The organism is Achromobacter sp. MFA1 R4 (assembly GCF_900156745.1).
Taxonomy (GTDB): Bacteria; Pseudomonadota; Gammaproteobacteria; order Burkholderiales; family Burkholderiaceae_B; genus Achromobacter.
This window is the reverse complement of record NZ_LT707065.1, coordinates 3,346,627-3,369,302: the sequence shown is the minus strand read 5'-3', so window position 1 is coordinate 3,369,302 and position 22,676 is coordinate 3,346,627. Positions and strand designations below refer to the sequence as shown.

19 protein-coding genes are annotated in these 22,676 nt (G+C 68.0%); 10 read left to right on the top strand and 9 right to left on the bottom strand.

Features of this window, described 5'->3' with window-relative positions:
* Nucleotides 1-3 precede the first annotated feature (3 nt).
* Nucleotides 4-1,974, bottom strand: a complete 1,971-nt coding sequence (locus BXA00_RS15340) for a choline BCCT transporter BetT (protein ID WP_076519274.1) — start codon at nt 1,972-1,974, stop codon at nt 4-6.
* A 120-nt stretch (nt 1,975-2,094) separates the two neighbouring features.
* Entirely contained in the window at nt 2,095-2,718 is a 624-nt protein-coding gene (locus BXA00_RS15335; protein WP_076519273.1) for a TetR/AcrR family transcriptional regulator, read from the bottom strand.
* Nucleotides 2,719-2,961: 243 nt separating this feature from the next.
* Here BXA00_RS15335 and BXA00_RS15330 point away from each other — a divergent pair, with 243 nt between their 5' ends.
* From BXA00_RS15330 to BXA00_RS15320, 3 genes are read left to right on the top strand one after another with little or no spacing between them, the layout of a single operon-like run.
* Complete coding sequence (locus BXA00_RS15330) at nt 2,962-4,053, top strand: efflux RND transporter periplasmic adaptor subunit (RefSeq protein ID WP_076519272.1); 1,092 nt, start codon at nt 2,962-2,964, stop codon at nt 4,051-4,053.
* Complete coding sequence (locus BXA00_RS15325; RefSeq protein WP_076519271.1) at nt 4,050-7,259, top strand: efflux RND transporter permease subunit; 3,210 nt, start codon at nt 4,050-4,052, stop codon at nt 7,257-7,259. The genes BXA00_RS15330 and BXA00_RS15325 overlap by 4 nt, the downstream gene beginning before the upstream one ends.
* A 2-nt stretch (nt 7,260-7,261) precedes the next feature.
* Complete coding sequence (locus tag BXA00_RS15320; protein ID WP_076519270.1) at nt 7,262-8,722, top strand: efflux transporter outer membrane subunit; 1,461 nt, start codon at nt 7,262-7,264, stop codon at nt 8,720-8,722.
* 10 nt (nt 8,723-8,732) lie between these two features.
* On the opposite strand, the gene BXA00_RS15315 is transcribed toward BXA00_RS15320, so the two are convergent.
* Nucleotides 8,733-9,650, bottom strand: a complete 918-nt coding sequence (locus tag BXA00_RS15315) for a DUF808 domain-containing protein (RefSeq protein WP_076519269.1) — start codon at nt 9,648-9,650, stop codon at nt 8,733-8,735.
* 219 nt (nt 9,651-9,869) lie between these two features.
* Complete coding sequence (gene ytfE / locus BXA00_RS15310) at nt 9,870-10,541, bottom strand: iron-sulfur cluster repair protein YtfE (protein ID WP_076519268.1); 672 nt, start codon at nt 10,539-10,541, stop codon at nt 9,870-9,872.
* Nucleotides 10,542-10,692: 151 nt separating this feature from the next.
* Here ytfE and norR point away from each other — a divergent pair, with 151 nt between their 5' ends.
* Nucleotides 10,693-12,222 carry a nitric oxide reductase transcriptional regulator NorR gene (norR, locus tag BXA00_RS15305; RefSeq protein ID WP_076519267.1) on the top strand — a complete coding sequence of 510 codons (1,530 nt, stop codon included), beginning with the start codon at nt 10,693-10,695 and terminating at the stop codon, nt 12,220-12,222.
* A gap of 49 nt (nt 12,223-12,271) precedes the next feature.
* Here the strand turns inward: norR and BXA00_RS15300 are convergent, their stop codons facing one another.
* Together BXA00_RS15300 and BXA00_RS15295 are read right to left on the bottom strand one after the other, a co-directional pair.
* Complete coding sequence (locus BXA00_RS15300; RefSeq protein WP_076519266.1) at nt 12,272-12,529, bottom strand: hypothetical protein; 258 nt, start codon at nt 12,527-12,529, stop codon at nt 12,272-12,274.
* 40 nt (nt 12,530-12,569) lie between these two features.
* Nucleotides 12,570-12,773: a cold-shock protein gene (locus BXA00_RS15295; RefSeq protein ID WP_006223700.1), complete on the bottom strand. Its 204-nt coding sequence runs from the start codon at nt 12,771-12,773 to the stop codon at nt 12,570-12,572.
* A 444-nt stretch (nt 12,774-13,217) separates the two neighbouring features.
* Here BXA00_RS15295 and BXA00_RS15290 point away from each other — a divergent pair, with 444 nt between their 5' ends.
* Nucleotides 13,218-13,655: a hypothetical protein gene (locus BXA00_RS15290; protein ID WP_076519265.1), complete on the top strand. Its 438-nt coding sequence runs from the start codon at nt 13,218-13,220 to the stop codon at nt 13,653-13,655.
* Nucleotides 13,656-13,667: 12 nt separating this feature from the next.
* Here BXA00_RS15290 and BXA00_RS15285 read toward each other — a convergent pair whose 3' ends face one another.
* On the bottom strand, nt 13,668-14,570 hold the full coding sequence (locus BXA00_RS15285; RefSeq protein ID WP_076519264.1) for a LysR family transcriptional regulator: 903 nt from the start codon (nt 14,568-14,570) through the stop codon (nt 13,668-13,670).
* A 121-nt stretch (nt 14,571-14,691) separates the two neighbouring features.
* Here BXA00_RS15285 and BXA00_RS15280 point away from each other — a divergent pair, with 121 nt between their 5' ends.
* Nucleotides 14,692-16,023: an arylsulfatase gene (locus BXA00_RS15280; protein ID WP_076519263.1), complete on the top strand. Its 1,332-nt coding sequence runs from the start codon at nt 14,692-14,694 to the stop codon at nt 16,021-16,023.
* 42 nt (nt 16,024-16,065) lie between these two features.
* Complete coding sequence (locus BXA00_RS15275) at nt 16,066-17,034, top strand: tripartite tricarboxylate transporter substrate binding protein (RefSeq protein ID WP_076519262.1); 969 nt, start codon at nt 16,066-16,068, stop codon at nt 17,032-17,034.
* Nucleotides 17,035-17,083: 49 nt separating this feature from the next.
* Here BXA00_RS15275 and BXA00_RS15270 read toward each other — a convergent pair whose 3' ends face one another.
* Both BXA00_RS15270 and BXA00_RS15265 read right to left on the bottom strand, forming a co-directional pair.
* Nucleotides 17,084-17,824, bottom strand: coding sequence for an SDR family oxidoreductase (locus BXA00_RS15270; protein ID WP_076519261.1), 741 nt, complete (start codon nt 17,822-17,824; stop codon nt 17,084-17,086).
* A 42-nt stretch (nt 17,825-17,866) separates the two neighbouring features.
* Nucleotides 17,867-19,204, bottom strand: coding sequence for a CitMHS family transporter (locus BXA00_RS15265; protein ID WP_076519260.1), 1,338 nt, complete (start codon nt 19,202-19,204; stop codon nt 17,867-17,869).
* A gap of 249 nt (nt 19,205-19,453) precedes the next feature.
* Between BXA00_RS15265 and BXA00_RS15260 the strand changes: the two genes are divergently transcribed.
* Genes BXA00_RS15260 through BXA00_RS15250 form a run of 3 tightly spaced genes read left to right on the top strand, consistent with a single transcriptional unit; the run spans nt 19,454 to nt 22,668 of the window.
* Nucleotides 19,454-20,158: a response regulator transcription factor gene (locus BXA00_RS15260; RefSeq protein ID WP_076519259.1), complete on the top strand. Its 705-nt coding sequence runs from the start codon at nt 19,454-19,456 to the stop codon at nt 20,156-20,158.
* A 10-nt stretch (nt 20,159-20,168) separates the two neighbouring features.
* Nucleotides 20,169-21,593, top strand: coding sequence for a sensor histidine kinase (locus tag BXA00_RS15255; protein ID WP_076519258.1), 1,425 nt, complete (start codon nt 20,169-20,171; stop codon nt 21,591-21,593).
* Nucleotides 21,586-22,668 (top strand): ABC transporter substrate-binding protein, encoded by a 1,083-nt coding sequence (locus tag BXA00_RS15250; RefSeq protein ID WP_076519257.1) that lies wholly within the window; start codon nt 21,586-21,588, stop codon nt 22,666-22,668. The genes BXA00_RS15255 and BXA00_RS15250 overlap by 8 nt, the downstream gene beginning before the upstream one ends.
* Nucleotides 22,669-22,676 lie beyond the last annotated feature (8 nt).

Here is a 22,676-nt window from a genome sequence, read left to right as displayed (position 1 = left end):
GGATCAGCCCCGCACCATGTGCAGGTAATGCCGGTGGCGTTCGTACTGGTCCAGGATGTCGCCGATCACGGCGTCCCGGCTCCAGCCCATGATGTCGTAGTCCTGGCCGCCCTCGCGCAGGTGGACTTCCGCGCGGAAGTACTTGCGCTCTTCTTCGTCGGCGGCCTCGTCGGGCGTGAGGCTGGGCCGCACGAAGGCCTGGGGCTGCACGGCGTAGGAGAAATCCAGGTGCTCGCCATGGGAAACCTCCAGGATCGCCCCGCCCTCGTCCTGGTCTTCCCGCACCTGCACCGCATAGCCCTGCTTGCGCAATTCGTCGGCCACGTCTTCGAAGGCCGGCCGCACCACGTCGGAAATGAAGCGCTGCACATGGGCGCGGCGCGGCATCATCACCATGTTGCGCAGGCGCCGCTCCCAGGACTGCCCGCCGCGCGCCGGCCGCGACAGCGTCAGTGACTGGTAGCGGATGCCGCGCTTGGTGGCATCGAGCTTGAGCGCCTTGAACAGGCCCCACAGCGACAGCAGCAGGATGATCGAGAACGGCAGCGCGCTGGCGATGGTGGCGGTCTGCAGCGCGGTCAGGCCGTCGGCCAGCAGCAGGGCGATGGCGACCGCGCCCATCAGCAGCGACCAGAAAATGCGCTGCCAGACAGGCGTGCGGTCCTGCCCGCCGGAAGCCAGCAAGTCCACCACCAGCGCCCCCGAGTCCGCCGAAGTGACGAAGAACACGGCGACCATCGCGATGGCCACCAGCGAAAGCACGCCGCTCAAGGGCAGATGCTCGAAAAAGGCGAACAGCGCCAGCGAGGAATCGGCCTCCACCACCTCCGCAAGACCCTGCACCCCGTCGACGAAAATCATGTGGATGGCCGTGTCGCCGAACACCGTCATCCAGAACAGGGTGAAGCCCGCGGGCACCAGCAGGACGCCGGTGACGAATTCGCGGATGGTGCGACCGCGGGAAATGCGCGCGATGAACAGGCCCACGAAGGGAGACCAGGCGATCCACCAGCCCCAGTAGAACAGCGTCCAGCCACCGATCCAGTCGGTCGGTTCATAGGCATAGAGGTTGAAGGTCTTGTTGACGATATCGGACAGATAGGTGCCCGTGTTCTGCACAAAGGTCTGGAGCAGAAACACCGTCGGTCCCACGATCAGCACGAACAGCAGCAGCACCACGGCCAATGCCAGATTGGTCTCGGACAGGATGCGGATTCCCTTGTCCAGGCCGCTTGCCACTGACACCGTCGCCAGGCCGCACGTGATGACGATCAGGATGATTTGCGAAGTCACGCCGACCGGGACGCCGAACAGATGGTTCAGCCCGCTGTTGATCTGGGCAACCCCCAGGCCCAGCGAGGTCGCCACGCCGAGCACCGTGCCCAGGATGGCAAAGATGTCAACGGCGTGACCGATCGGCCCGTGGATGCGGTTGCCGATCAAGGGGTACAGCGCCGAGCGCAGCGTCAGGGGCAGGCCGTGCCGATAGCTGAAGAACGCCAGGATCAACGCCACGATGGCGTAGATCGACCACGCATGCAGCCCCCAATGGAAGAACGTGATCTTCATGGCCTCGCGCGCGGCGATGACGGTTCCGCCTTCGCCGAAGGGCGGAGACAGGAAATGCATCAAGGGTTCGGCCACGCCGAAGAACATCAGCCCGATGCCCATGCCGGCGGAAAACAACATGGCGAACCAGGTGAAGTTGCGATAGTCGGGTTCGCTGTGGTCGGGCCCCAGCTTGATGTCGCCGTACCGGCTCACCGCCAGGAACACCACCGACAACAGGATGATGGCCACCACCAGGATGTAGAACCAGCTGACGTTGCCGAGAATCCAGCGTTGAACGGAGTCAAACAGCGTCTGCGCGGAGTCGGGCGCCAGGATGGCAAAGCCCACGAGCAGCAGGGTGACGATGGCCGCCGGAAAAAAAACGGGCCGATTGATGCTGGGTGTCCGGGTTTCCGAAGTCATGCGGCTGCTCCTTACGCCCGAGGGTGAGATCCTGCGGCGCGAGCCCCCTCAGTCCGGCCGCACGCCGTGGCTATTACTATCACGGGACAAACCTGTCTGACAACTCGCGGCCGCGCGGCCTCAATCCGGTGTGGCCTCGCCGAAGACCACGCGGCGGAAGAACCCGGCCAGCACGGCCTCCGTCATCTCGGGCGTGACGCCCTGCGGATCAAAGGCATAGCTGAACTGCATGCCGTCCGACAGCGCCAGCAGCCCCAGCGCAAGCTGCTCCGCCGGCAGCGGAAGCGGGGTGCCCACGTGCGCCGCAAACTGCTTGACGCATTCGGTGGTGGCTTCGCGCAGCTCCCGCAGACAGGCCGTGAAGCCGACGCGGAATTCCGGATCGCGGGCCGCCTGCAGCTTGCCTTCCATCCAGAGCAAAAAGCAGTCGTTCTCGCGGAAATGCGTGCTGTAGTACTGCAGAACGCGCGCTTCCATCTGCGACCGCGATTCGCCGTCCGCGAAGATGGCGCGCAAGTCGGCCATGACGCTTTCGTGGTCGCGCCGCAGCAGTTGCAGGAAGAGCTCGGACTTGCTGCCGAAATTCGAATAGAACGCGCCACGCGAGTAGCCGGCCTGCTCGGCGATGTCTTCGACGCTGGCGGCCACAAAGCCCTTGGATAGAAAAATCGATTGCGCGGCGTCGAGCAGACGCTGACGCGTCTGGTCACGGCTCTGCTCTCGAGTTAGGCGGACTTTTGACATGGCGCGAGTTTAGCATCGGCGCACATTTCAAATTCAACATTGAATCCAGATACATGACTGTATTAGAATCCAGTCCGTATCGAGTCCGGCTCGTCCCTTTTTCACCCCCCTTTTACGCCGTTCCGCGCCGCGAGGTGTTTTGTGAATTGTCCTGGCCCGTGCGCGCGCTCCATTGCGCGCGACGCCGTTGCTGATGCAGCGCCGCCCCTTTCCCCCGCCCCGTCCCGCCGGCGGACACGGCTAATGGCCCTGTCCGCGCTGGTGGCGCTGGCGGCCGCCGTGAGCGGATGCGGCCGCGAACAGGCATCCGCCCCCGCGCCGCGCCCGGTAGTCGCCATGCCGGCGCAGGCCGACGCGGCCCTGCCCGCGTGGACGCTGCCCGGCGAAGTCCAGGCCCGCTACAGCACGCCGCTGTCGTTCCGCGTGGGCGGCAAGATCATCGAGCGGCAGGTCCGGCTGGGCGACACGGTCAAGCCCGGACAGGTGGTGGCCCGGCTGGATCCGGCGGACGCCGCCAAGAATGCCGCGGCCGCGCGCGCGGCGCTGTCCGCCGCGCAGCACCAGCTTGACTACGCCCGCCAGCAACTGGACCGCGACCGGGCCCAGGCGCGCGAGAACCTGATCGCCGCCACCCAGCTTGAGCAGACCCGCAACGCCTATGCCTCGGCGCTCGCGCAGCGGGACCAGGCCGCGCAGGAAGCGGCGCTGGCGGCGGACCAGCTCAAGTACACGACGCTCCAGACCGACCACGCCGGCGTCATCACCGCCGAAGAGGCCGACACCGGGCAGAACGTGGCGGCCGGCACGCCCGTCTATCAGCTTGCGTGGTCGGGCGACATCGACGCGTTGTGCGACGTGCCCGAAAACCTGCTGGCCAGCCTGGCCATCGGCCAGCGCGCCGCCGTCACGCTGGGGCCGCTGCCCGGCCAGACGTTCACGGCCGTGCTGCGCGAGATCGCGCCGGCGGCCGACCCGCAAAGCCGCACCTACCGCGCCAAGCTCACGCTGGAATCGCCCACGCCCGAGGTGCGCCTGGGCATGACCGCCAACATCAGTTTCGACAACCGCTCGGCCAACGGCCAGGCCACCTACACCGTGCCGGCCACGGCCCTGTTCCATGACGGGCACGAGCCGGCGATCTGGATCGTCAAGCCCGAAGCCGACACGCTGGAGCTGCGGCGGGTGCAGGTGCTGCGCTACGACGCGCGCACCGTAACCCTGTCGGCGGGCTTGCAGGCAGGCGAGCGCGTGGTGTGGCAAGGCGTGCACACCGTGTCGGCCGGCGAAAAGGTGCGCGCGGTGCCGCCGCTGCATCCCGAGGATTTCGCATCATGAGCGCCCCCGGCCAGGACGCCGGTCAAGACGCGGGGCAAGACGCGGGGCAACACGCGGGGCAAGACGCCCACCGTCACGAGGAAGGCAGCTTCAACCTGTCGGCCTGGGCCTTGCGGCACCAGCCGCTGGTGATCTTCATCATCACGCTCGTCACGCTGTTCGGCGTGCTGTCGTATTCGCGGCTGGCCCAGTCCGAGGATCCGCCCTTCACCTTCCGCGTCATGGTCATCCAGACCCTCTGGTCCGGCGCCACCGCGCAACAGGTGCAGGAACAGGTCACCGACCGCATCGGCAGGAAACTCCAGGAGACCGCCAACACGGACTTCCTGCGCAGCTACTCGCGGCCCGGCGAATCCCTGATCTTCTACACGATGAAGGACTCGGCGCCCGCCAGCACCGTGGCCGAGCAGTGGTACCAGGTGCGCAAAAAGGTGGGCGACATCCGGGCCACGCTGCCCCAGGGCGTGCAGGGCCCGTTCTTCAATGACGAGTTCGGCGACGTCTACACCAACATCTACACCCTGCAGGGCGACGGGTTCTCCCCGGCGCAGTTGCGCGACTACGCTGACAAGCTGCGCACGGTGCTGCTGCGCGTGCCGGGCGTGGCCAAGGTGGATTACTTCGGCGACCAGCCCGAGCACATCTACATCGAAATCACCAACACCCAGCTCACCCGGCTGGGCGTGTCGCCCCAGCAGATCGCGCAGGCGATCAACAGCCAGAACGCCGTGCAGGGCGCGGGCACGCTGACCACGGCGGACGACCGCATCTTCGTGCGGCCCACCGGCCAGTTCGCCAACAGCCGCGCGCTGGCGGACACGCTGATCCGCGTCAACGACAAGTCCATCCGGCTGGGCGACATCGCCACGATCCGCCGCGGCTACGACGATCCGCCGACGCAGCAGATGCGCTTTGGCGGCAAGACCGTGCTGGGCATCGGCATCACCATGCAGCCCGGCCAGGACGTGGTGCGCCTGGGCAAGTCGCTGGACGTGAAGTTCAAGGAACTGCAGGCCCAGTTGCCCGCGGGCCTGACGCTGGACGAAGTCTCCAGCATGCCCACGGCCGTGTCGCATTCGGTCGATGAATTCCTGCGCTCCGTGGCGGAAGCCGTGGCCATCGTGCTGGCGGTGAGCCTGGTGTCGCTGGGGCTGCGCACCGGCATGGTGGTGGTGATTTCCATCCCGGTGGTGCTGGCCATCACGGCGCTCTTCATGGAGATGTTCGGCATCGGTTTGCACAAGGTGTCGCTGGGCACGCTGGTGCTGGCGCTGGGCCTGCTGGTCGACGACGCCATCATCGCCGTCGAGATGATGGCGGTGAAGCTGGAGCAGGGCTGGAACCGCACGCGCGCCGCGGCCTATGCCTACACCAGCACCGCCTTTCCCATGCTGACCGGCACCCTCGTCACGGTGGCCGGCTTCCTGCCCATTGCGTTGGCCAAGTCCAGCACGGGCGAATACACGCGCTCGATCTTCCAGGTGTCCGCCATCGCGCTGATCACGTCGTGGTTCGCCGCGGTGGTGCTGATCCCGCTGCTGGGCTATCGCCAGCTGCCCGAGCGCAAGCGCGAGGCGCACCTGCCCCACGACCACGAGCACGACATCTACGACACCCGGTTCTACCAGCGCCTGCGCGGCTGGGTCGCGTGGTGCGTAGACCGGCGCTATCTCGTGCTGACCGGCACCGTGCTCGTGTTCGCCGTGGCGATGGCCGGGTTCCGCGTCGTTCCGCAGCAGTTCTTTCCCAGCTCAGACCGCAGCGAGCTGCTGGTGGACGTGCGCCTGCAGGAAGGCGCGTCGTTCGCCGCGACATTGCGGCAGGTCGAGCGCCTGGAAAAGGCCCTGGAAGGCCGGCCCGAGATTGCGCATTCGGTGAGCTTCGTCGGCACCGGCGCGCCGCGCTTCTACCTGCCGCTGGACCAGCAACTGGCCACGCCCAACTTCGCCCAGCTCGTCATCACCACGCACTCGGTGGAAGATCGCGAAAAGCTCGCGCAGTGGCTGGAGCCGATGCTGCGCAGCGACTTCTCCGCCTTCCGCAGCCGCCTGTCGCGGCTGGAAAACGGACCGCCGGTCGGCTATCAGGTGCAGTTCCGGGTCAGCGGCGACAAGATTCCCGAGGTGCGCGCGGTGGCCGAGAAGGTGGCGGCCCAGGTGCGCGCCGACCCGCGCTCGGCCAACGTGCAGTTCGACTGGGACGAGCCATCCGAGCGCTCGGTGCGCTTCGAGGTCGACCAGCAGAAAGCGCGCGAACTGGGCATCAGCTCGGCCGACATCGCCGACTTCCTGGCGATGACGCTGTCGGGCTACACCGTGACGCAATACCGCGAACGCGACAAGTTGATCAACGTCAGCCTGCGCGCCCCGCGCGAAGAGCGGATCGACCCGGCCCGCCTCGCCACGCTGGCCATGCCCACCGCCAATGGCCCGGTGCCGCTGGGCAGCCTGGGGCAGGTGCGCTACGGGCTTGAATACGGCGTCATCTGGGAACGCGACCGCCAGCCCACGATCACCGTGCAGGCCGACGTGACCGCCGGCGCGCAAGGCATCGACGTCACGCACGCCATCGACAAAAAGCTGGACGCGCTGCGCGCCGAGCTGCCGGTGGGCTTTCGCATCGAGGTCGGCGGACCGGTGGAGGAAAGCGGCAAGGGCCAGTCGTCCATCAATGCGCAGATGCCCTTGATGGTGGTGGCGGTGCTGACGCTGCTGATGGTGCAGCTGCAGAGTTTCGCGCGCGTCCTGATGGTGGTGCTGACGGCGCCGCTGGGACTGATCGGCGTGGTGGCGGCGCTGCTGCTGTTCGGCAAGCCCTTCGGCTTTGTCGCGATGCTGGGCGTGATCGCCATGTTCGGCATCATCATGCGCAATTCGGTCATCCTGGTGGATCAGATCGAACAGGACATCCGCGCGGGCCACAAACGTGTGGACGCGATCGTCGGCGCCACCGTCCGGCGCTTCCGGCCGATCACGCTGACGGCCGCCGCGGCGGTGCTGGCGCTGATACCCTTGCTGCGCAGCAACTTCTTCGGCCCCATGGCGACCGCCCTGATGGGCGGCATCACCAGCGCCACGGTGCTGACGCTGTTCTTCCTGCCCGCGCTGTACGCCGCGTGGTTCCGCGTGCGGCACGACGAACGCGACGAACCCGAAGGCGTGCCCCCCGGCGCCAACGCGGGCGACACGGCGCAGCGAGGAGCCTGATCATGACCATGGATTTCACCCGCGCAAGCCGTCGATTCACCGTCCTGCCGCTGGTGCTGATGCTGGGCGCGTGCGCCTTCGCGCCGGACAGCAAGCCGCCCGAGGTGACGCCGCCCGCGCAGTACGGCGTGCAGGCCGTGCCCCCCGCCGGCGCGGCCGCGCAGGGCGTCGCGCAGCGTTTCGAGCGCGGGGCGCACCCCGTGCCGCAATGGTGGAAGCGCTATGGTTCCGCCGCGCTCGATGCGCTGGTCGAGGAAGGCCTGGCCAACAGTCCCGACCTGGCCGCGGCCGAACGCAATCTGGCCGGGGCACGCGAACAATTGCGCGGACAGGTCAATTCGTCGTTGCTGCCGTCCGTGGACGCGGGCGCCAGCGCCACGCGCAATCGCGCGGTGACGATGCCTGAACTGCCCGAACCCACGGCGCTCTACAACGTCTTTACCGGCCAGATCCAGGCCACGTATGACCTGGACCTGTTCGGCGCGGCGCGCTTTGCCAATACCTCGCTGGCGGCGCAGGTCGAGCAGCAGGCCTACCAGCTGGAAGCCGCGCGGCGTTCGCTGGCGGCCAATATCGTCACCGGCGCCATCACCTCGGCCTCTTTGGCCGAGCGCGTGGCGCTGACGGAAAAGCAGGTGGTGTTGCTGCGCCAGGTGGCGCGCGACACGCAGCGCCGGTACGAGCTGGGGTCGGCCTCGCAGAACGACGCGCTGGATGCGGACCAGGACGCCGCCACGCTGGAGGCGTCGCTGCCAGGACTGCGCGCGCAGTGGCATGCCACGCGCCACGCGCTGGCCGTGCTGCTGGGGCGCAGCCCCGACCAGGCGCCGCCGGACCTCGCCTTCGACGCGCTGGCCGTGCCGGACGCGGTGCCGGTGGTGGTGCCCTCGGAACTGCTGGCCGCGCGGCCCGACATCCAGGTGGCCGAGGCCGTGGTGCAGGCCGCCGCGGCCGACGTGGGGCTGGCGACCGCGCAGCTCTTTCCCAGCCTGTCGCTGTCGGCGTCCATGGGCAAGGGCGGCTTTGCGTGGGGGGACGCGCTGTCCGGGGCTGGCGCCATCTGGGCCATCGGGGCATCGCTGACCCAGCCCATCTTCCATGGCGGCGCACTGCTGGCCGAACGCAACGCGGCCAGGGACCGGTACGAAGCGGCTGTCCTGCAGTACAAGCAGACCGTGCTGACGGCGTTCCGCGACGTGGCAGACACCCTGTCGCGCCTGGAAGCCGGCGGGCAGGCGCTGGCGTCGGCCGAAGCCTCGCGCCTGGCCGCGGAGCAGTCCTACCGGAACACGGCCAAGCGCGTGCGGCTGGGCGCCCTGGCGCCCTACACCGAATACGCCGCCGAACAGCACTACGTGGCGGCCCGCCTGCGCGAACTGGAGTACGCCAACAACCGCATGACGGAAACGGCGGCGCTGTTCCAGGCCATGGGCTCGCCCGCCAGCGCCCCCCAGAAGCCGTAGCGCCCCGGCGTCAGCCCTTCTTGAAAAGGCGCTTGGCGAGGTTCACCACGCCCAGCACCACGGCCCCCGCCACGATGCCGAACAGGGCATTGAGCAAGGTGGACACCAGCGCATGCACGACGCCGCCCCCGCCGACCGCGGCGGCGGCGTGTTCGATGACCGCATGCACCGGCGGGATGCCGTGGGTCAGGATGGCGCCCCCGACCATGAACATGGCGGCCGTGCCCACCACGGACAGGGTCTTCATCAGATACGGCGCCGCGGCCACGATCCGCTCGCCCAGCCAGGCGACCCCGCGCGAGGTCTTCTGGCTCAGGTGCACGCCCAGGTCGTCCAGCTTGACGATGCCCGCGACCAGGCCATATACCCCGACCGTCATGCCGACGGCGATGATGGACAGCACCGCGACCTGGCGGGTGAAGTCGGCGCCGGCCACGGCGCCCAGGCTGATGACGATGATTTCGGCCGACAGGATGAAGTCGGTCCGCACCGCGCCCTTGATCTTCTTTTTTTCGAACGCCACCATGTCGACCGACTGGTCCTGCAGGGCCCCGGCGAGCGCGGCGTGGTGGCCTTCGGGGGATTCGCCGTGCGGCAGGAATTTGTGCGCCAGCTTCTCGACGCCTTCGTAGCAGAGGAACGCGCCGCCCAGCATCAGCAGCGGCGTCACGGCCCAGGGCGCGAATGCGCTGATCAGGAGCGCCGCCGGCACGAGAATCAGCTTGTTGATGAAGGAGCCCTTGGCCACCGCCCAGACCACCGGCAGCTCGCGCTTGACCGGCACGCCGGTGACCTGCTGGGCATTGAGCGCCAGGTCGTCGCCCAGCACGCCCGCGGTTTTCTTGGCCGCCACCTTGGTCATGACGGAAACGTCATCCAGGATGGTGGCGATATCGTCGAACAACGCAAAGAAACTGCTTCCGGCCATCGAAACCCCCTCTCCCCTGTAAGGTGTTCCGAGTGTACAGGCGGCGGGCGGCGGATTCACGCCCCCGGCCCGTGCGTCCGGCCCGCGGCCGCAAGGCAGGCAACTTCCTGGGCCGGCATCCCGCCAGCACCGAGCGCAAGCACCGCCCGGTGGACGCCCAAGCGCATGCCGGGCTACGCCGCGCCCTTGAGGGCGTGGCGCCCGAGGACCGGCAGGCCGCTAGGCCTGCGCGCGCGCGGCTGCGTTATCGAAGAGGATGTTGTTTTCCAGATGGATGTGCGCCATCAGGTCTTCCTTGAATTGCCGGATGCCCAGGTACAGCGCGCGCCACGTGTTGCAGGCCGCGCGCGGCAGCGTCACGTTGTTGGTCAGCGCCAGCAGGCGTTCCAGCGCGACGCCGTGGTCGTCGTGCTCCATGCGCATCACCATGATCGGCATGGTCGCCATGGCGCCATGGCCGCGCGCCAGCATCGGAAACAGCACCTGTTCCTCTTTCTGCATATGGCTTTCCAGTTCCTGCTGCATGGTGCGCAGGTGGTCGGCCAGGCCGGCCGGGCAATCCGGGCTGTCGGCGTGGACCTGCTCCACCTTCAGCGCCAGGCGGATCAGTTCGGGCAGTTGCTGGCGATGGACCTCGTGATAGCGCGACAGGATGTGGTCGACCAGTTCGGCCGGCGAGGCCTGGCTCCAGTCCGTCTCCTGCGAGGGGTTTTGCGCCAGGGCCATCAGGCGCGCTTCGATCGTGGCCGGATCCAGCGAACGCTGGGCGGCCGCCTCGGCCAGGCTCTTTTTGCCGCCACAGCAGAAGTCCAGCTCGAATTCATGAAACACCTGCGTGGCGCCCGGAATGCTGCGGGCCAACTGCCCCAGGGATTGCTCAACCATGCTCATCGCGTCTCTCCATTGATCATGACGGTGCATCTACCCATGCGAAAACCGTGCCAGGAAAAACTTGCGATTTATCAACCACCTGCAAATTAAAGGGTGAATTTCACCATTCATAGCCAGGGTTTAATTCACCCCGCGACGGTAGAATCCACCCATGCAAAACCTCCTGCTTGCCGACCTGGTCGCGGACCTGCCCCCTGCCATCCGCCTGCAGCGCCTGGTCTCCAGCCTGCGCACCCATTTCCGCTGTGGCGCCGTGGCCTTGCTGCAGCTTGAAGAAGACCACCTGCGCCCCATCGCGGTGGACGGCCTGACGCAGGACGCGCTGGGCCGCCGCTTCGCGGTGCAGCAGCACCCGCGGCTCGCGGCCATCCTTGCGCGCCGCGGCGTCACCTGTTTCCATCACGACAGCACCCTGCCCGACCCGTACGATGGCCTCATCAACGGCATGGCGGGCGAGCCGCTGCCGGTGCACGACTGCATGGGCACCAGCCTGCACGTCGAAGGCAAGACCTGGGGCGTGCTGACACTGGACGCGCTGGAGGTCGGCACTTTCGACATGGACGCCCAGGCCGACCTGCGCGACTACATCGTGCTGCTGGAGGCCGCGTTGCGCACCACCCGCCTGGAGGCTGAAATCCGCGCCCTGCGCGTGGCGCGCGGGCAGGCGCCGGCGGACAGCGCCGCGCCCGCCGGCAGCGAGATCCTGGGCCAGAGCGAATCCATCGGACGGCTGCTGCACGAGATCGCCGTCGTCGCCGACTCCGAACTGCCCATCCTGCTGCTGGGCGAGACTGGCGTCGGCAAGGAGCTGTTCGCGCGCCGGGTGCACGCGCTGTCACGCCGCCGCGACCGGCCGCTGATCCATGTGAACTGCGCCGCGCTGCCCGAGTCCCTGGCCGAAAGCGAACTGTTCGGCCACGCGAAAGGCGCGTTTTCGGGCGCCGTCGCCGACCGTCCGGGCCGTTTCGAGGCCGCCAATGGCGGCACGTTGTTCCTGGACGAAGTGGGCGAGCTGCCGCTGCTGGTGCAGGCCAAGCTGCTGCGCACCTTGCAGAACGGCGAGATCCAGCGGCTGGGCGACGACCGTCCGCGCACGGTGGATGTGCGCATCGTGGCGGCCACCAACCGCAGCCTGCGCGACCTGGTGCGCGCGGGCGATTTCCGCGCCGATCTCTACCACCGGCTGTCGGTCTATCCGATTCCGATCCCGCCATTGCGCGACCGCGGCAACGACGTGCTGCTGCTGGCCGGCCGCTATCTGGAACTGAACCGCGCGCGGCTCGGCCTTCGCAGCCTGCGGCTGTCGCCCGAAGCCGAGGACATGCTGCGCCGATACCGCTGGCCCGGCAATGTGCGCGAACTTGAACACGTCATCAGCCGCGCCGCGATCAAGGCGGTCAGCCACGGCGCCAGCCGCAACGAAATCGTGACGCTGGGCGCCAAGCTGCTGGACCTGTCGGACGGGGACATGCCGCTTGCCGTGGAAAGCGAAGCGGCGGATGCGTGCGCGCCGGCCGGGCCCACGCAGTCGCTGCGCGACGCGGTGGACGCCTGCCAGCGGCAGGTCATCCGGCGGACGCTGGACGCCAACCAGGGCAACTGGGCCATGGCGGCGCGGGCGCTTGACGTGGATGCCAGCAACCTGCACAAGCTGGCGAGGCGGCTGGGCCTGAAGCCCTGAGGCGGCAGGTTCACGGCCCGCGCTCGCGGGCCGGTTCAATCAAACGGGATCAGACAGGCCGGGCCTGCGCATCGACCACGCTGCGGCCATGCTGGATCGCGGCATCCACCGCCATACCGGGGCTGGAAACCACGCCGCCCGAGACGAACAGCGGCACGAGGTGAGGTTCGCCGAGCCCGTCCTGGTCGCCCGCGAGTTCCACGGCGACGGTGGCGGTAAAGGCGGGCTGGCTGGCGCCTGCCGCATCAGCGCGGGAGACGCGCGCGGTAAGCCGGTATCCCTTGTAGACCATGTTGTTGTGAAGCATGTGACCTCCAATACGGATCAAAAGGCCTTGCGGCCCTTGATCACAGCGCGCGGATCTGGGTCGCGTGAGGACCCTTGGCGCCCTGCGCGGTCACGTAGCTGACACGCTGGTTTTCGAGTAGCACCTTATGGCCGTCGCTGACGATTTCCGAGAAATGCGCGAACAAATCCTTGCCGCCATTTTCGGGCATGATGAAGCCAAAACCCTTGGCATCGTTGAACCACTTCACAATTCCGGTTTCCATGATTTTTTCCTTTGACTGCGGGCTGCGGGTTGCCCCGCGAAATGAGCCAGTCAAGGAAAGGACCGCGAACAATGAAGCGCCCCGCAAAGGGTGCAAGACCGGACGAAAATCACGATGCTCGAAAAGCTTCAAACCCACTATGGGTGCAGGCCGGGGTAATGTCAACCGGCGTTTCCAAATACCACCCCGATGCCCCGATGCGCGCGTTTTCCGCGGTTTTCCGATGCAATGCGCGAGTGTTCGAGCCCGATTGCGCTTAATGCGTAACCAATCGGTCTTTTGCACCGTGCCGGCGCATAAAGGGCGTATGCTCGACGCGTGGTGCTTGAACGCGCGTTGCCTCGCCGTATCGCCATACAGGAGTTCCAACATGGCCATACCGCGCAAGCGCATGCCGCAAGTCCCCGTTTTCCTCGATGCCCACGGGCTGATGGCAGCCGCGCGTTGAGCGCCATCGGAAGGTCCATCGCCCGATTCGCAAACGCGTGCGTCAAACGGCTTCCTTCGGCGCCTCCGCCCCCGGGCGGCGGTGAAACCAAGCGCGAGCCCCGTGCCATCCACGCCGCGATTTCATCGCCGTGGCGCATCTACCGCATCTACGCCCGTCCCGGCCATCTGCTGATGCGCGACGAGCGGGGCCACATCCTGAACCTGGGCGTGATGAAAGGGTCCGAACCCAACCTGACCTATCGCCTCTTCGCGCGCGATCTGCAGGGCAAGGGCTTTGCCACGCGCACGCAGTTGCTGGACGACATCGCACGGCGCATCGAAGCCGGCGAAGTCAGCAAGGAACTGCTCAGCCTGCCCGAATGGGACCAACCGATGGGCGCGGACCTGGATCGCGGCACGCATACGGACGTGTCGATGAAGCTGAATCGCTAGGCGCGGTCCGGCTCAGGCCATTTCCGCCGCGGTATCCAGGATGGCGCGCCGGAACTCGTTCATCAGCGGCGACCAGGTCGTGCCTTGCCGCGAGATCAGCGCGATCGAACGCGGCAGCGGCGGCCCCAGCGCCACCGGCAGCGCCACCACATCCCTGGCGGCCGCCAGCGCGCTTTGCGGCAACAGCGCCAACAGGTCGGAATGCGCCAGCAGCTCCAGCGTGCCCTTGGAGAAATGCTCCACTTCGAGCGCGGCCGCCGGCAGCGGCAGGCCGTTTTCCGCGTAACGCGCGTCCAGCGCATTGCGCGCGATGGATGAAGGCTTGGGCAGGATCCACCGCAGGCCCGCCAGGTCGCGCAACGCCAGCTTGCGCCGCGCGGTCAGCGGATGCCGGCGGCTGGCGGCCACGCACAGCCGGTCCTCGACGATCAATTCCTGGTGCAACGACACGGGCACGTCGGCGTAGATGGGCGTCACCGCCAGGTCGAGCGCGCCGCTGGCGACCTGCTCGTTCAAATCATCCGACAGGCCCTGCGTCAATTGCACCCGCAGCGCCGGACGCCGCGGCAGCAGGCGGCGCATCGCCGGCATCGCCACACTGTCGACCGTCGCGCCCGTCACGCCCACGCGCAACAGCCCCGCCTGCCCCACGCGCAATTCGGTCGCGTGCCGCACCGCATCCCGGTACTCCGCCCAGAGCTTTCTTGCGTGTTCCAGGAACACGAGCCCCGACGACGTCAGGCGCAGTCCGCGGCGGCTGCGGTCCAGCAGCGCCAGGCCCGTGTCGGCCTCCAGCCGCTGCAGCGACTTCGACAGCGCGGGCTGGCTCACGCCACACGAAGCCGCGGCGCGGTCCAGGTTGCCATGCTCGACCGCGGCAAGGAAGTATTCGATGTCCCGCAACGACAGATTCATAACTCTTGGTTATCCATAAGCTCCGTATTGGGAATTTTATGTTGCCCCTCCCCTCCTAGAATCCTGGGATCAACCCGCGCATTCGCAACGGCGCTGGACATGGAAAAAAGGGGAACCGCAGTTGGACAACAAGCCCAATATCGTCTTGATCGTGGCCGACAACCTGGGGTGGGGGGAACTCGGCTGCTACGGCGGCGGCGCCCTGCGCGGCGCGCCCACGCCCCACATCGACCGCCTGGCCGCCGAAGGCCTGCTGCTGCAGAACTTCAACGTGGAAAGCGACTGCGTGCCCACGCGCTCGGCGCTGATGAGCGGGCGGCATCCGATCCGCACGGGCTGCCTGCAATCCGTGCCGCCGGGCCTGCCGCAGGGGCTCACGCGCGACGAGATCACGCTGGCCCAGCAACTGTCGGGCCAGGGTTACGCCACCGCGCATTTCGGCAAATGGCATCTGGGCGATGTGCCCGGGCGCTACCCGTCGGACCGCGGCTTCGATGAGTGGTATGGCATCCCGCGCACCACCGACGAAAGCCAGTTCACGGCCTCGGTGGGGTTCGATCCGTCGGTGGCGGATATCCCGTACATCATGCAGGGCCAGGCGGGCGGCCCGTCCGAGAACGTCAAGGTCTACGATCTGGACACGCGCCGCGGCATCGACGCCGAACTGGTGGACCGGTCCATCGACTTTATGCGCCGCAACGTGCAGGCCGCGCGCCCCTTCTTCCTGTATCTGCCCCTGGTGCACCTGCACTTTCCGACCCTGCCCCATCCCGACTTTGCCGGGCGCACCGGCGCGGGGGACTTCGCGGATTCGATGGTCGAAATGGACCACCGGGTTGGCCAGATCGTGCAAGCCGTGGATGCGCTGAACCTGCGCGACGACACAGTGTTCATCTTCTGCAGCGACAACGGCCCCGAGTACCGCCGGCCCTACCGGGGCACCGCCGGCCCCTGGAGCGGCACGTACCACACCGCCATGGAAGGCAGCCTGCGCGTGCCTTTCATCATCCGCTGGCCGGGCCGCGTGCAGCCCGGCCAGGTGTCCAACGAAATGGTCCACGTCACCGACCTGTACACCACGCTGTCGCGCATCGGCGGCGCGGAGATTCCGCAGGACCGTCCCATCGACGGCATCGACCAGACCGATTTCTTCACGGGGGCCAGCGCGACGTCGCTGCGGGAAGGCTTTCTGTTCTACATCAAGAACGACCTGCGCGCCGTCAAATGGCGCGACTGGAAGCTGCACTTCTACTGGGAGCCCGAGGTCAACGAGGGCAAGGGCAAGCTGGAATCGCCCTATCTCTTCAACGTGAAGCAGGACCCCAAGGAGGAAAGCGATGTCCTCATCTTCAATACGTGGGTGCTGGGGCCCATGCTGAAAATGGTGCAGGCCTTCAACCAGTCCTGCGCCGCGCATCCGAACACCCCGCCCGGAAAACTGGACCCCAGTTGATGCCGTGGCGGTTCACTCGATAGCAGAAATCAAGGGGAAAACATGAAATTCGCTATCCCATGCGGCGCGCTGGTCCTGGCGCTTGCACTGCCCGCCGCCGCGGCCGGCGCGGCCGACGGCAAGCAGGACTGGCCGGCCAAGCAGATCACCTGGGTCGTGGGCTTCGTGCCCGGCGGCACCGCGGACGTGCTGACGCGCATCGCCGCGCAGGAACTGGCGCGCAAGACCGGCCTGAACGTCATCGTGGAAAACCGCCCAGGCGCATCCGGCGCGATCGCCCTGCAACTGGTGGCGCGCAGCAAGCCCGCCGACGGCTATCTCATCACCGTGCCGGGACCGCTGATCTATCCCACGCCGCAACCCGAGATCGGCCGCGAACTGGCGCCCGTGATGCTGATGGCGCAAGGCCCCATGGTGATCGTCGGCCCAGCCCGCGACGCCAAGGACAGCCTGCAGGACGTGCTGGCTGACGCGAAGCGCCGGCCGGAAGCCTGGAGCTATGGCAGCTCCGGCAACGGCACCTCGCAGAACCTGGCGGGCGAACTCCTGAACCAGTACGCCGGCACCCGCATCGTGCACGTGCCCTACAAGGGCGGCGGGCAGGCGGTGGCGGACGTGGCGGGCGGGCAGATTCCGCTGGCCATCCTGGGCTCCGCGCCGGTGATGCCGCAGATCAAGGCTGGCGCCTTGAAGGCCTATGCGGTCACCACGCCCTATCGCCTGGACAGCCTGCCCGGCGTGCCGACCGTGGCGGAATCGGGATTCAAAGGCTACGCCGCCACCCAATGGTTCTCGGTGGCGGCCAGCAACGCGATCACCGGCGAACAGCTCGAACCGATCAACGCCGCGCTGCGCGCCGCCGTCGCAACGCCCGAATTCAAGGCCGCGGTGGACAACGCCGGCATGCTGGCGGGCGGCGGCTCGCGGGAAGACCTGATGAAATTCATCCAGGCCGACAACGCCAAATGGAAGGCATTGATCGACAGCGGCGCGGTGAAGCTGGCGAACTGAACGGCGCAGTTCAGCTCATGGGTTCAGCTCAGGGGTTCAGCTCAGGGGTTCAGCTCATGTACACGCCGCCGTTGATCGCGTAGTTGGCGCCCGTGACGAACGCCGCATCGTCCGACGCCAGCCACACGCACAGCCCGGCGAGGTCCTGGGCCGTGCCCAGCCGGCCGACCGGGACGCTTTCCACGATGCGGTCCAGCAATGCGGGCGGGAAGGCGCGCACGGTGTCGTCGGCAATGAAGCCCGGCGACGCCAGGTTCACCGTCACGCCGCGCGCCGCGACCTCCTGGGCCAATGACCGCGTAAAGCCGATGACCGCGCCCTTGGCCGTGGCGAAGTTGATCTGGCCGATCTGGCCTTTCTCGGCCGCGACCGACCCGATGTTGATGATGCGCCCCCAGCCGCGGTCCGCCATGCGGTCGACCACCTGCTTGGTGCTGTTGAACAGCGTGTCCAGGTTGCTGCGCAGGACCGCGGACCAGTCGGCGTGGGTCATCTGCCGAAAGCGCATGTCCAGCATGGAGCCGGCGTTGTTGACCAGCACGTCGATCTCGCCGACCTCGCGCCGCACCTTGGCGAACGCGGCCTCGGTGGAGGCCCAGTCGGTGGCGTCGCCTTCCGAGGCGATGAAGTCGTAGCCCAGCGACTTCTGCTCCTTGAGCCAGTGGTCCTTGCGGGACGAGCGCGGCCCGCAGCCCGCGACCACGCGATGCCCGGCGCGATGCAGCGCCTGGCAGATCGCGGTGCCCGTGTGGCCCATGCCGCTGGTGACGTAGGCAATGCGCAAAGCCATGGTTCTTCCTTTTGAAAGTCGTGCGGCTCGCGCCGCGGGAGATCAGGCGGCGCCCACCAGGGGGAACAGGCCGAACGCCAGGGCGGCCGCCAGCATGACCAGGCAAACCATCGTGGCCCACTTCAGCGCATAGCGCTGGTGATCGCCGAATTCCACGCCGGCCAGGCCGACCAGCAGATAGGTGGACGGCACGAGCGGGCTGAGCAGATGCACCGGCTGGCCGATGAGCGAGGCGCGCGCCATCTCGACGGGCGAGATCCCGTAGCCCTGCGCCGCTTCGCTCAGGATGGGCAGCACGCCGAAGTAGAAGGCGTCGTTCGACATGAAGAACGTGAACGGCAGGCTGACCAGCGCGGTGATGCCCGCGAGATACGGGCCCAGCGCGTCCGGGATCACGGCGAGCAGGCTGCGCGACATGGCCTCGACCATGCCGGTGCCCGACAGGATGCCTGTGAAGATGCCCGCCGCGAAGATCAGCGACACGACCGACAGCACGTTGCCCGCATGCTGCGCCACGCGGCGGCGCTGCTCGGCCAGGTTCGGGTAGTTGATGATCAGCGCCACCGCGAACGCGATCATGAACAGCACCGGCAGCGGCAGCACGCCCAGCACCAGGCTCACCATCAGCGCCAGCGTCAGGCCGGCATTCACCCACAGCAGCTTGGGGCGGCGCAGGTCGTGGTCGACTTCGATCTCGGGCAGGTTCTTGGGGCCGTCCTCGTCGTAGCCGGCATGCAGCGACGCGCCCTCGGGCAAGGACAGCACGCCCAGCCGGCGACGTTCGCGCAGGCCAAGAAAGAACGCCAGGACCAGGATGGCGACGATGGACACGCCCATCACGGGCACCAGCGGCACGAAGATGTCGCCCGCGTCCACGTGCAGGGCGCTGGCGGCGCGCGCCGTCGGCCCGCCCCACGGCGTCAGGTTCATGACGCCGCTGGCCAGCATCGCCAGGCAGGTCATGGACAGCGCGTTCATCTTCAGGCGCCGGTACAGCGGCAGCATCGACGCCACCACGATCATGTACGTGGTCGATCCATCCCCGTCCAGCGAGATCACCAGCGCCAGCACCGTCGTGCCCACCACGATCTTCAGCGGATCGCCCTTCACCGCGCGCAGGATGCGGCCGACGATCGGGTCGAACAGCCCGGCGTCGATCATCACGCCGAAGTACAGGATGGCGAACATCAGCATCACGCCCGTGGGCGCGATCTTGCGGATGCCGTCCAGCATCATCTTGTCGATGCCGGCGCCAAAGCCGCCCAGCAGGGCAAAGATAATGGGGACAAGGATAAGCGCAACAAGAGGCGACAGGCGCTTGGTCATGATCAGCGTCATGAACGTGATCACCATGCCGAAGCCAAGCAGGGTCAGAAGCATGAGGGGTTATCTCCAGCTAGTCGTTGTTATGTGTGCGTGCCTCCGGCTTGGGAAGCAAGACCGCAAGGCTAGGAAGAAAAGCTGTCTGGAACCTGTCGCTTTTTGTTGGCTGCGGAGATGCGTGCGCGGCGTGGGGGCCCCTTTCCCCGCCGGGCCGTCCCCAAGGGGAAAGCGCCCCCTCGGGGGGCAGCTAGCGCGCGAAGCGCGCGCGGCGTGGGGGCCACGTCTCCACCATGCGACAATCGCCGCATGCGCATCCTGGTGATCGAAGACGATGAGGATCTGGCCGACGCACTCGTGCGCCGGCTGCGCCGTCTCGGCCATGCGGTCGACTGCCAAAACGACGGCCTGAGCGCCGACGGCGTCCTGCAATACGAGACCTTCGACCTCGTCATCCTGGACATCGGCCTGCCCCGCATGTCGGGCTTCGACATCCTGCACCGGCTGCGCGACCGCGGCAGCAAGACGCCGGTGCTGGCGCTGACCGCGCGCATCGACATCGAAGACCGCGTCCACGCCCTGGATACCGGCGCGGACGACTACCTGGCCAAGCCCTTCGACTTCCGCGAGCTGGAAGCCCGCTGCCGCGCCCTGCTGCGCCGTCCCAGCCCGCAAGCTACCGGCACCCTGCGCTTCGGCGACCTGGTGATCGACAGCGCGGCGCGCCAGGTGACGCTGGCCGGCCGGCGCATCGACCTGCCCAAGCGCGAATTCAGCCTGCTGGAAATCCTGCTCGCCGGCATGAACCGCGCCGTCAGCAAGACGGAAATCGCGAACAAGCTGTTCGCCTTCGACGACGACGCCGCGCCCAACGCCATCGAGGTCTATATCGCCCGGCTGCGCCGCAAGCTGGAAGGGTCGCCCCTGCGCATCGAGACCCAACGCGGGACGGGCTACCTGCTGACGGCGACGGGCGGCGCGGATGGGGATCCGGCCGCCACGCCGCGCGCCTAGGCGCCGACGCATGGACCGGCCGCGCACCCCGCCTCCCCGCCGCATTTCCATCCGCCGCCGCCTGCTGACGGTGCTGCTGGCGCTGTTCGCGGTGGGCCTGGGCGCGATCTTCCTGCTGGTGCGCGGCTACGCCAACCAGACGGCCGACACCACCTACGACCAGCTTCTGCGCGCCTCCGCGCTGTCGATCGCCGACAGCCTGCAACTGGTGCAGGACGCCTGGCAGATGGACATGCCGTACGCGGCGCTCGCGCTGCTGGAACAGGCGCCGCGCGACCGCGTCTTCTACCGCGTCGCCGCCGGCGGCGGCGCGCTCATCTCGGGATACGGTGACCTGCCAGCGCCGCCCGCGCGCGGCCAGGGCGACGCCAGCACCCCGCAGCTATACGCCGCCGCCTACCGCGGCGAGCCCGTGCGCATCGCCTGGATGGAACGCAAGATCGCCGGCCCGCGCGAGACCGAAACCGCGATCATCCAGGTCGCCCAGACGCGCGAGGCGCGCAACGCGCTGGCCCGGCGCATCCTGTGGCAGGGCACGCTGGCGCTCATCGGATTTGCGGCCGCCGCGCTGGCGCTGGCGTACTGGGGCCTGCGGCGCTCCCTGGCGCCGATCCGGTGCGTCGAGCGCGAGCTGGCCGGGCGCAGCGCGTCCGACCTGCATCCCATCGCCGCGCCCGTGCCCGAGGAACTGGACATGCTGGTGCACGCGCTGGACGGCTTCATGGCCCGGCTGTCCGAGAACCTGGACACGCTGCGCCTGTTCATCGCGGAAGCCGCGCACCAGCTCCGCACGCCGCTGGCCGCGCTGCATGCGCAGATGGAGGTGGCGCTGGACGAGGACGATCCGGCCGAGCAGCGCCGCAGCCTGCTGGCCGTGCTGCGCAACGCCGAAAAGCTCTCGCGCCTGGTCAACCAGCTGCTCAGCGACGCCAGCGTCATCCATCGCAGCAACGTCAGGCAGTTCCACCCCGTCGACCTGGCCGAGCTGCTGAGCCAGGCCGTGTACGACACCGTGCCGCAGGCCGACCCGCAGCCCGACGTCCGCCTGCACTTGCCGCCCGCCGGCGCCGGCGACGCCCCGCGCGTGCCGGGCGACAGCCTGATGCTGCGCGAAGCCTTCAAGAACCTCATCGACAACGCCTTGCGCCACGGCGCCAACGACGCCGGCCACATCGACGTCCGGCTGGACCGCCACGACGGCGGCTGGCGCATCATGGTGTCCGACCAAGGCCCGGGCATCCCGCCCGCGCTGGCCAACACCGCGTTCGAGCGCTTTGCGCGGGGTCCCGATCCCCGCTCGCCCGGCGCCGGCCTGGGCCTGTCCATCATCAAGCGGGTGGTCGACATCCACGGCGGCAGCCTCAGCCTGAGCAACCGCGTGGGCGGCGGCCTGGACGCCGTCATCACCCTGCCTGCGAGCGCCGGCCATGCGTAGCGCCCTGTCCTTCCTGCGCGGCCTGGCCGCCAGCGCCGCGCTGGCGGTGGCGGTGGCGCTGGCGCCCACGGCCCACGCCGCGGAGGTGAGCGACGGCGGCCTGGTGCTGGGTCCCGCCGACAGCAGCGATGTGCTGGTCGTGCATGCATCCAATAGCGTGGAGGTGTTTCGGGGCGTGCTGGAAGAGTTCAGCCGCCTGAACCCGTCCGTGCGGCTGGAATACACCGAACTGTCCACGCAGGATCTCTACAACGACGCCGTGGACCGCGCCGCGAAGGCGCCCGGCGTGCCGTCCGGGCCGGACCTCGTCATCAGCAGTGCCATGGACCTGCAGACCAAGCTCGTCAACGACGGCTATGCGCGTCCCCACGTGTCGCCGCAGACGCGGTCCCTGCCGGGCTGGGCCAACTGGCGCGACGAAGTGTTCAGCATCGGCACCGATCCCATCGTCATGGTCTACGACACGCGCAGGCTCGACGCCGCCCGCACGCCGCACACCCGCCGCGAACTGCTGTCGCTGCTGCAGGCGCCCGACCAGCCGCTGGCCGGACGGATCTCCACCTACGACGTCCAAGGCAGCGGCATCGGCTACCTGGCCGCCACGCAGGACACGCGCCTGGACAGCATGGCGGGCGCACTCCTTGCCGCCTTCGGACGCAACGGCGTGACGCTCCACGCGTCCACCGAACATGCGCTGGACAAGCTGGAAAGCGGCGACGTCACGCTGGCCTACAACCTGCTGGAATCCTATACCCGGCATCGCATCGACCAGGGCGCGCCGCTCGCGATCATCTATCCGCAGGATTACACGCTGATGCTGTCGCGCTCGGCCATCATTCCGCGGCAGGCGCCGCGCGGCGACCTGGGCGCGCTGTTTCTCGACTATCTGCTGTCCGCGCGCGGCCAGGAAACGCTGGCGCGGGTCTCCGGCATGCGGCCGGTCAGCGCTTCGGTCGTGCCCGCGGCCGGCGTGCGGCCCATGGCGCTGGGCGTCGGCCTGCTGGTGTACCTGGACCCGCTGAAAAAGCGCCACTTCCTGGACCTGTGGCGCGCGGCGATCCTGCCGCCGCGCTGACGCCGCCG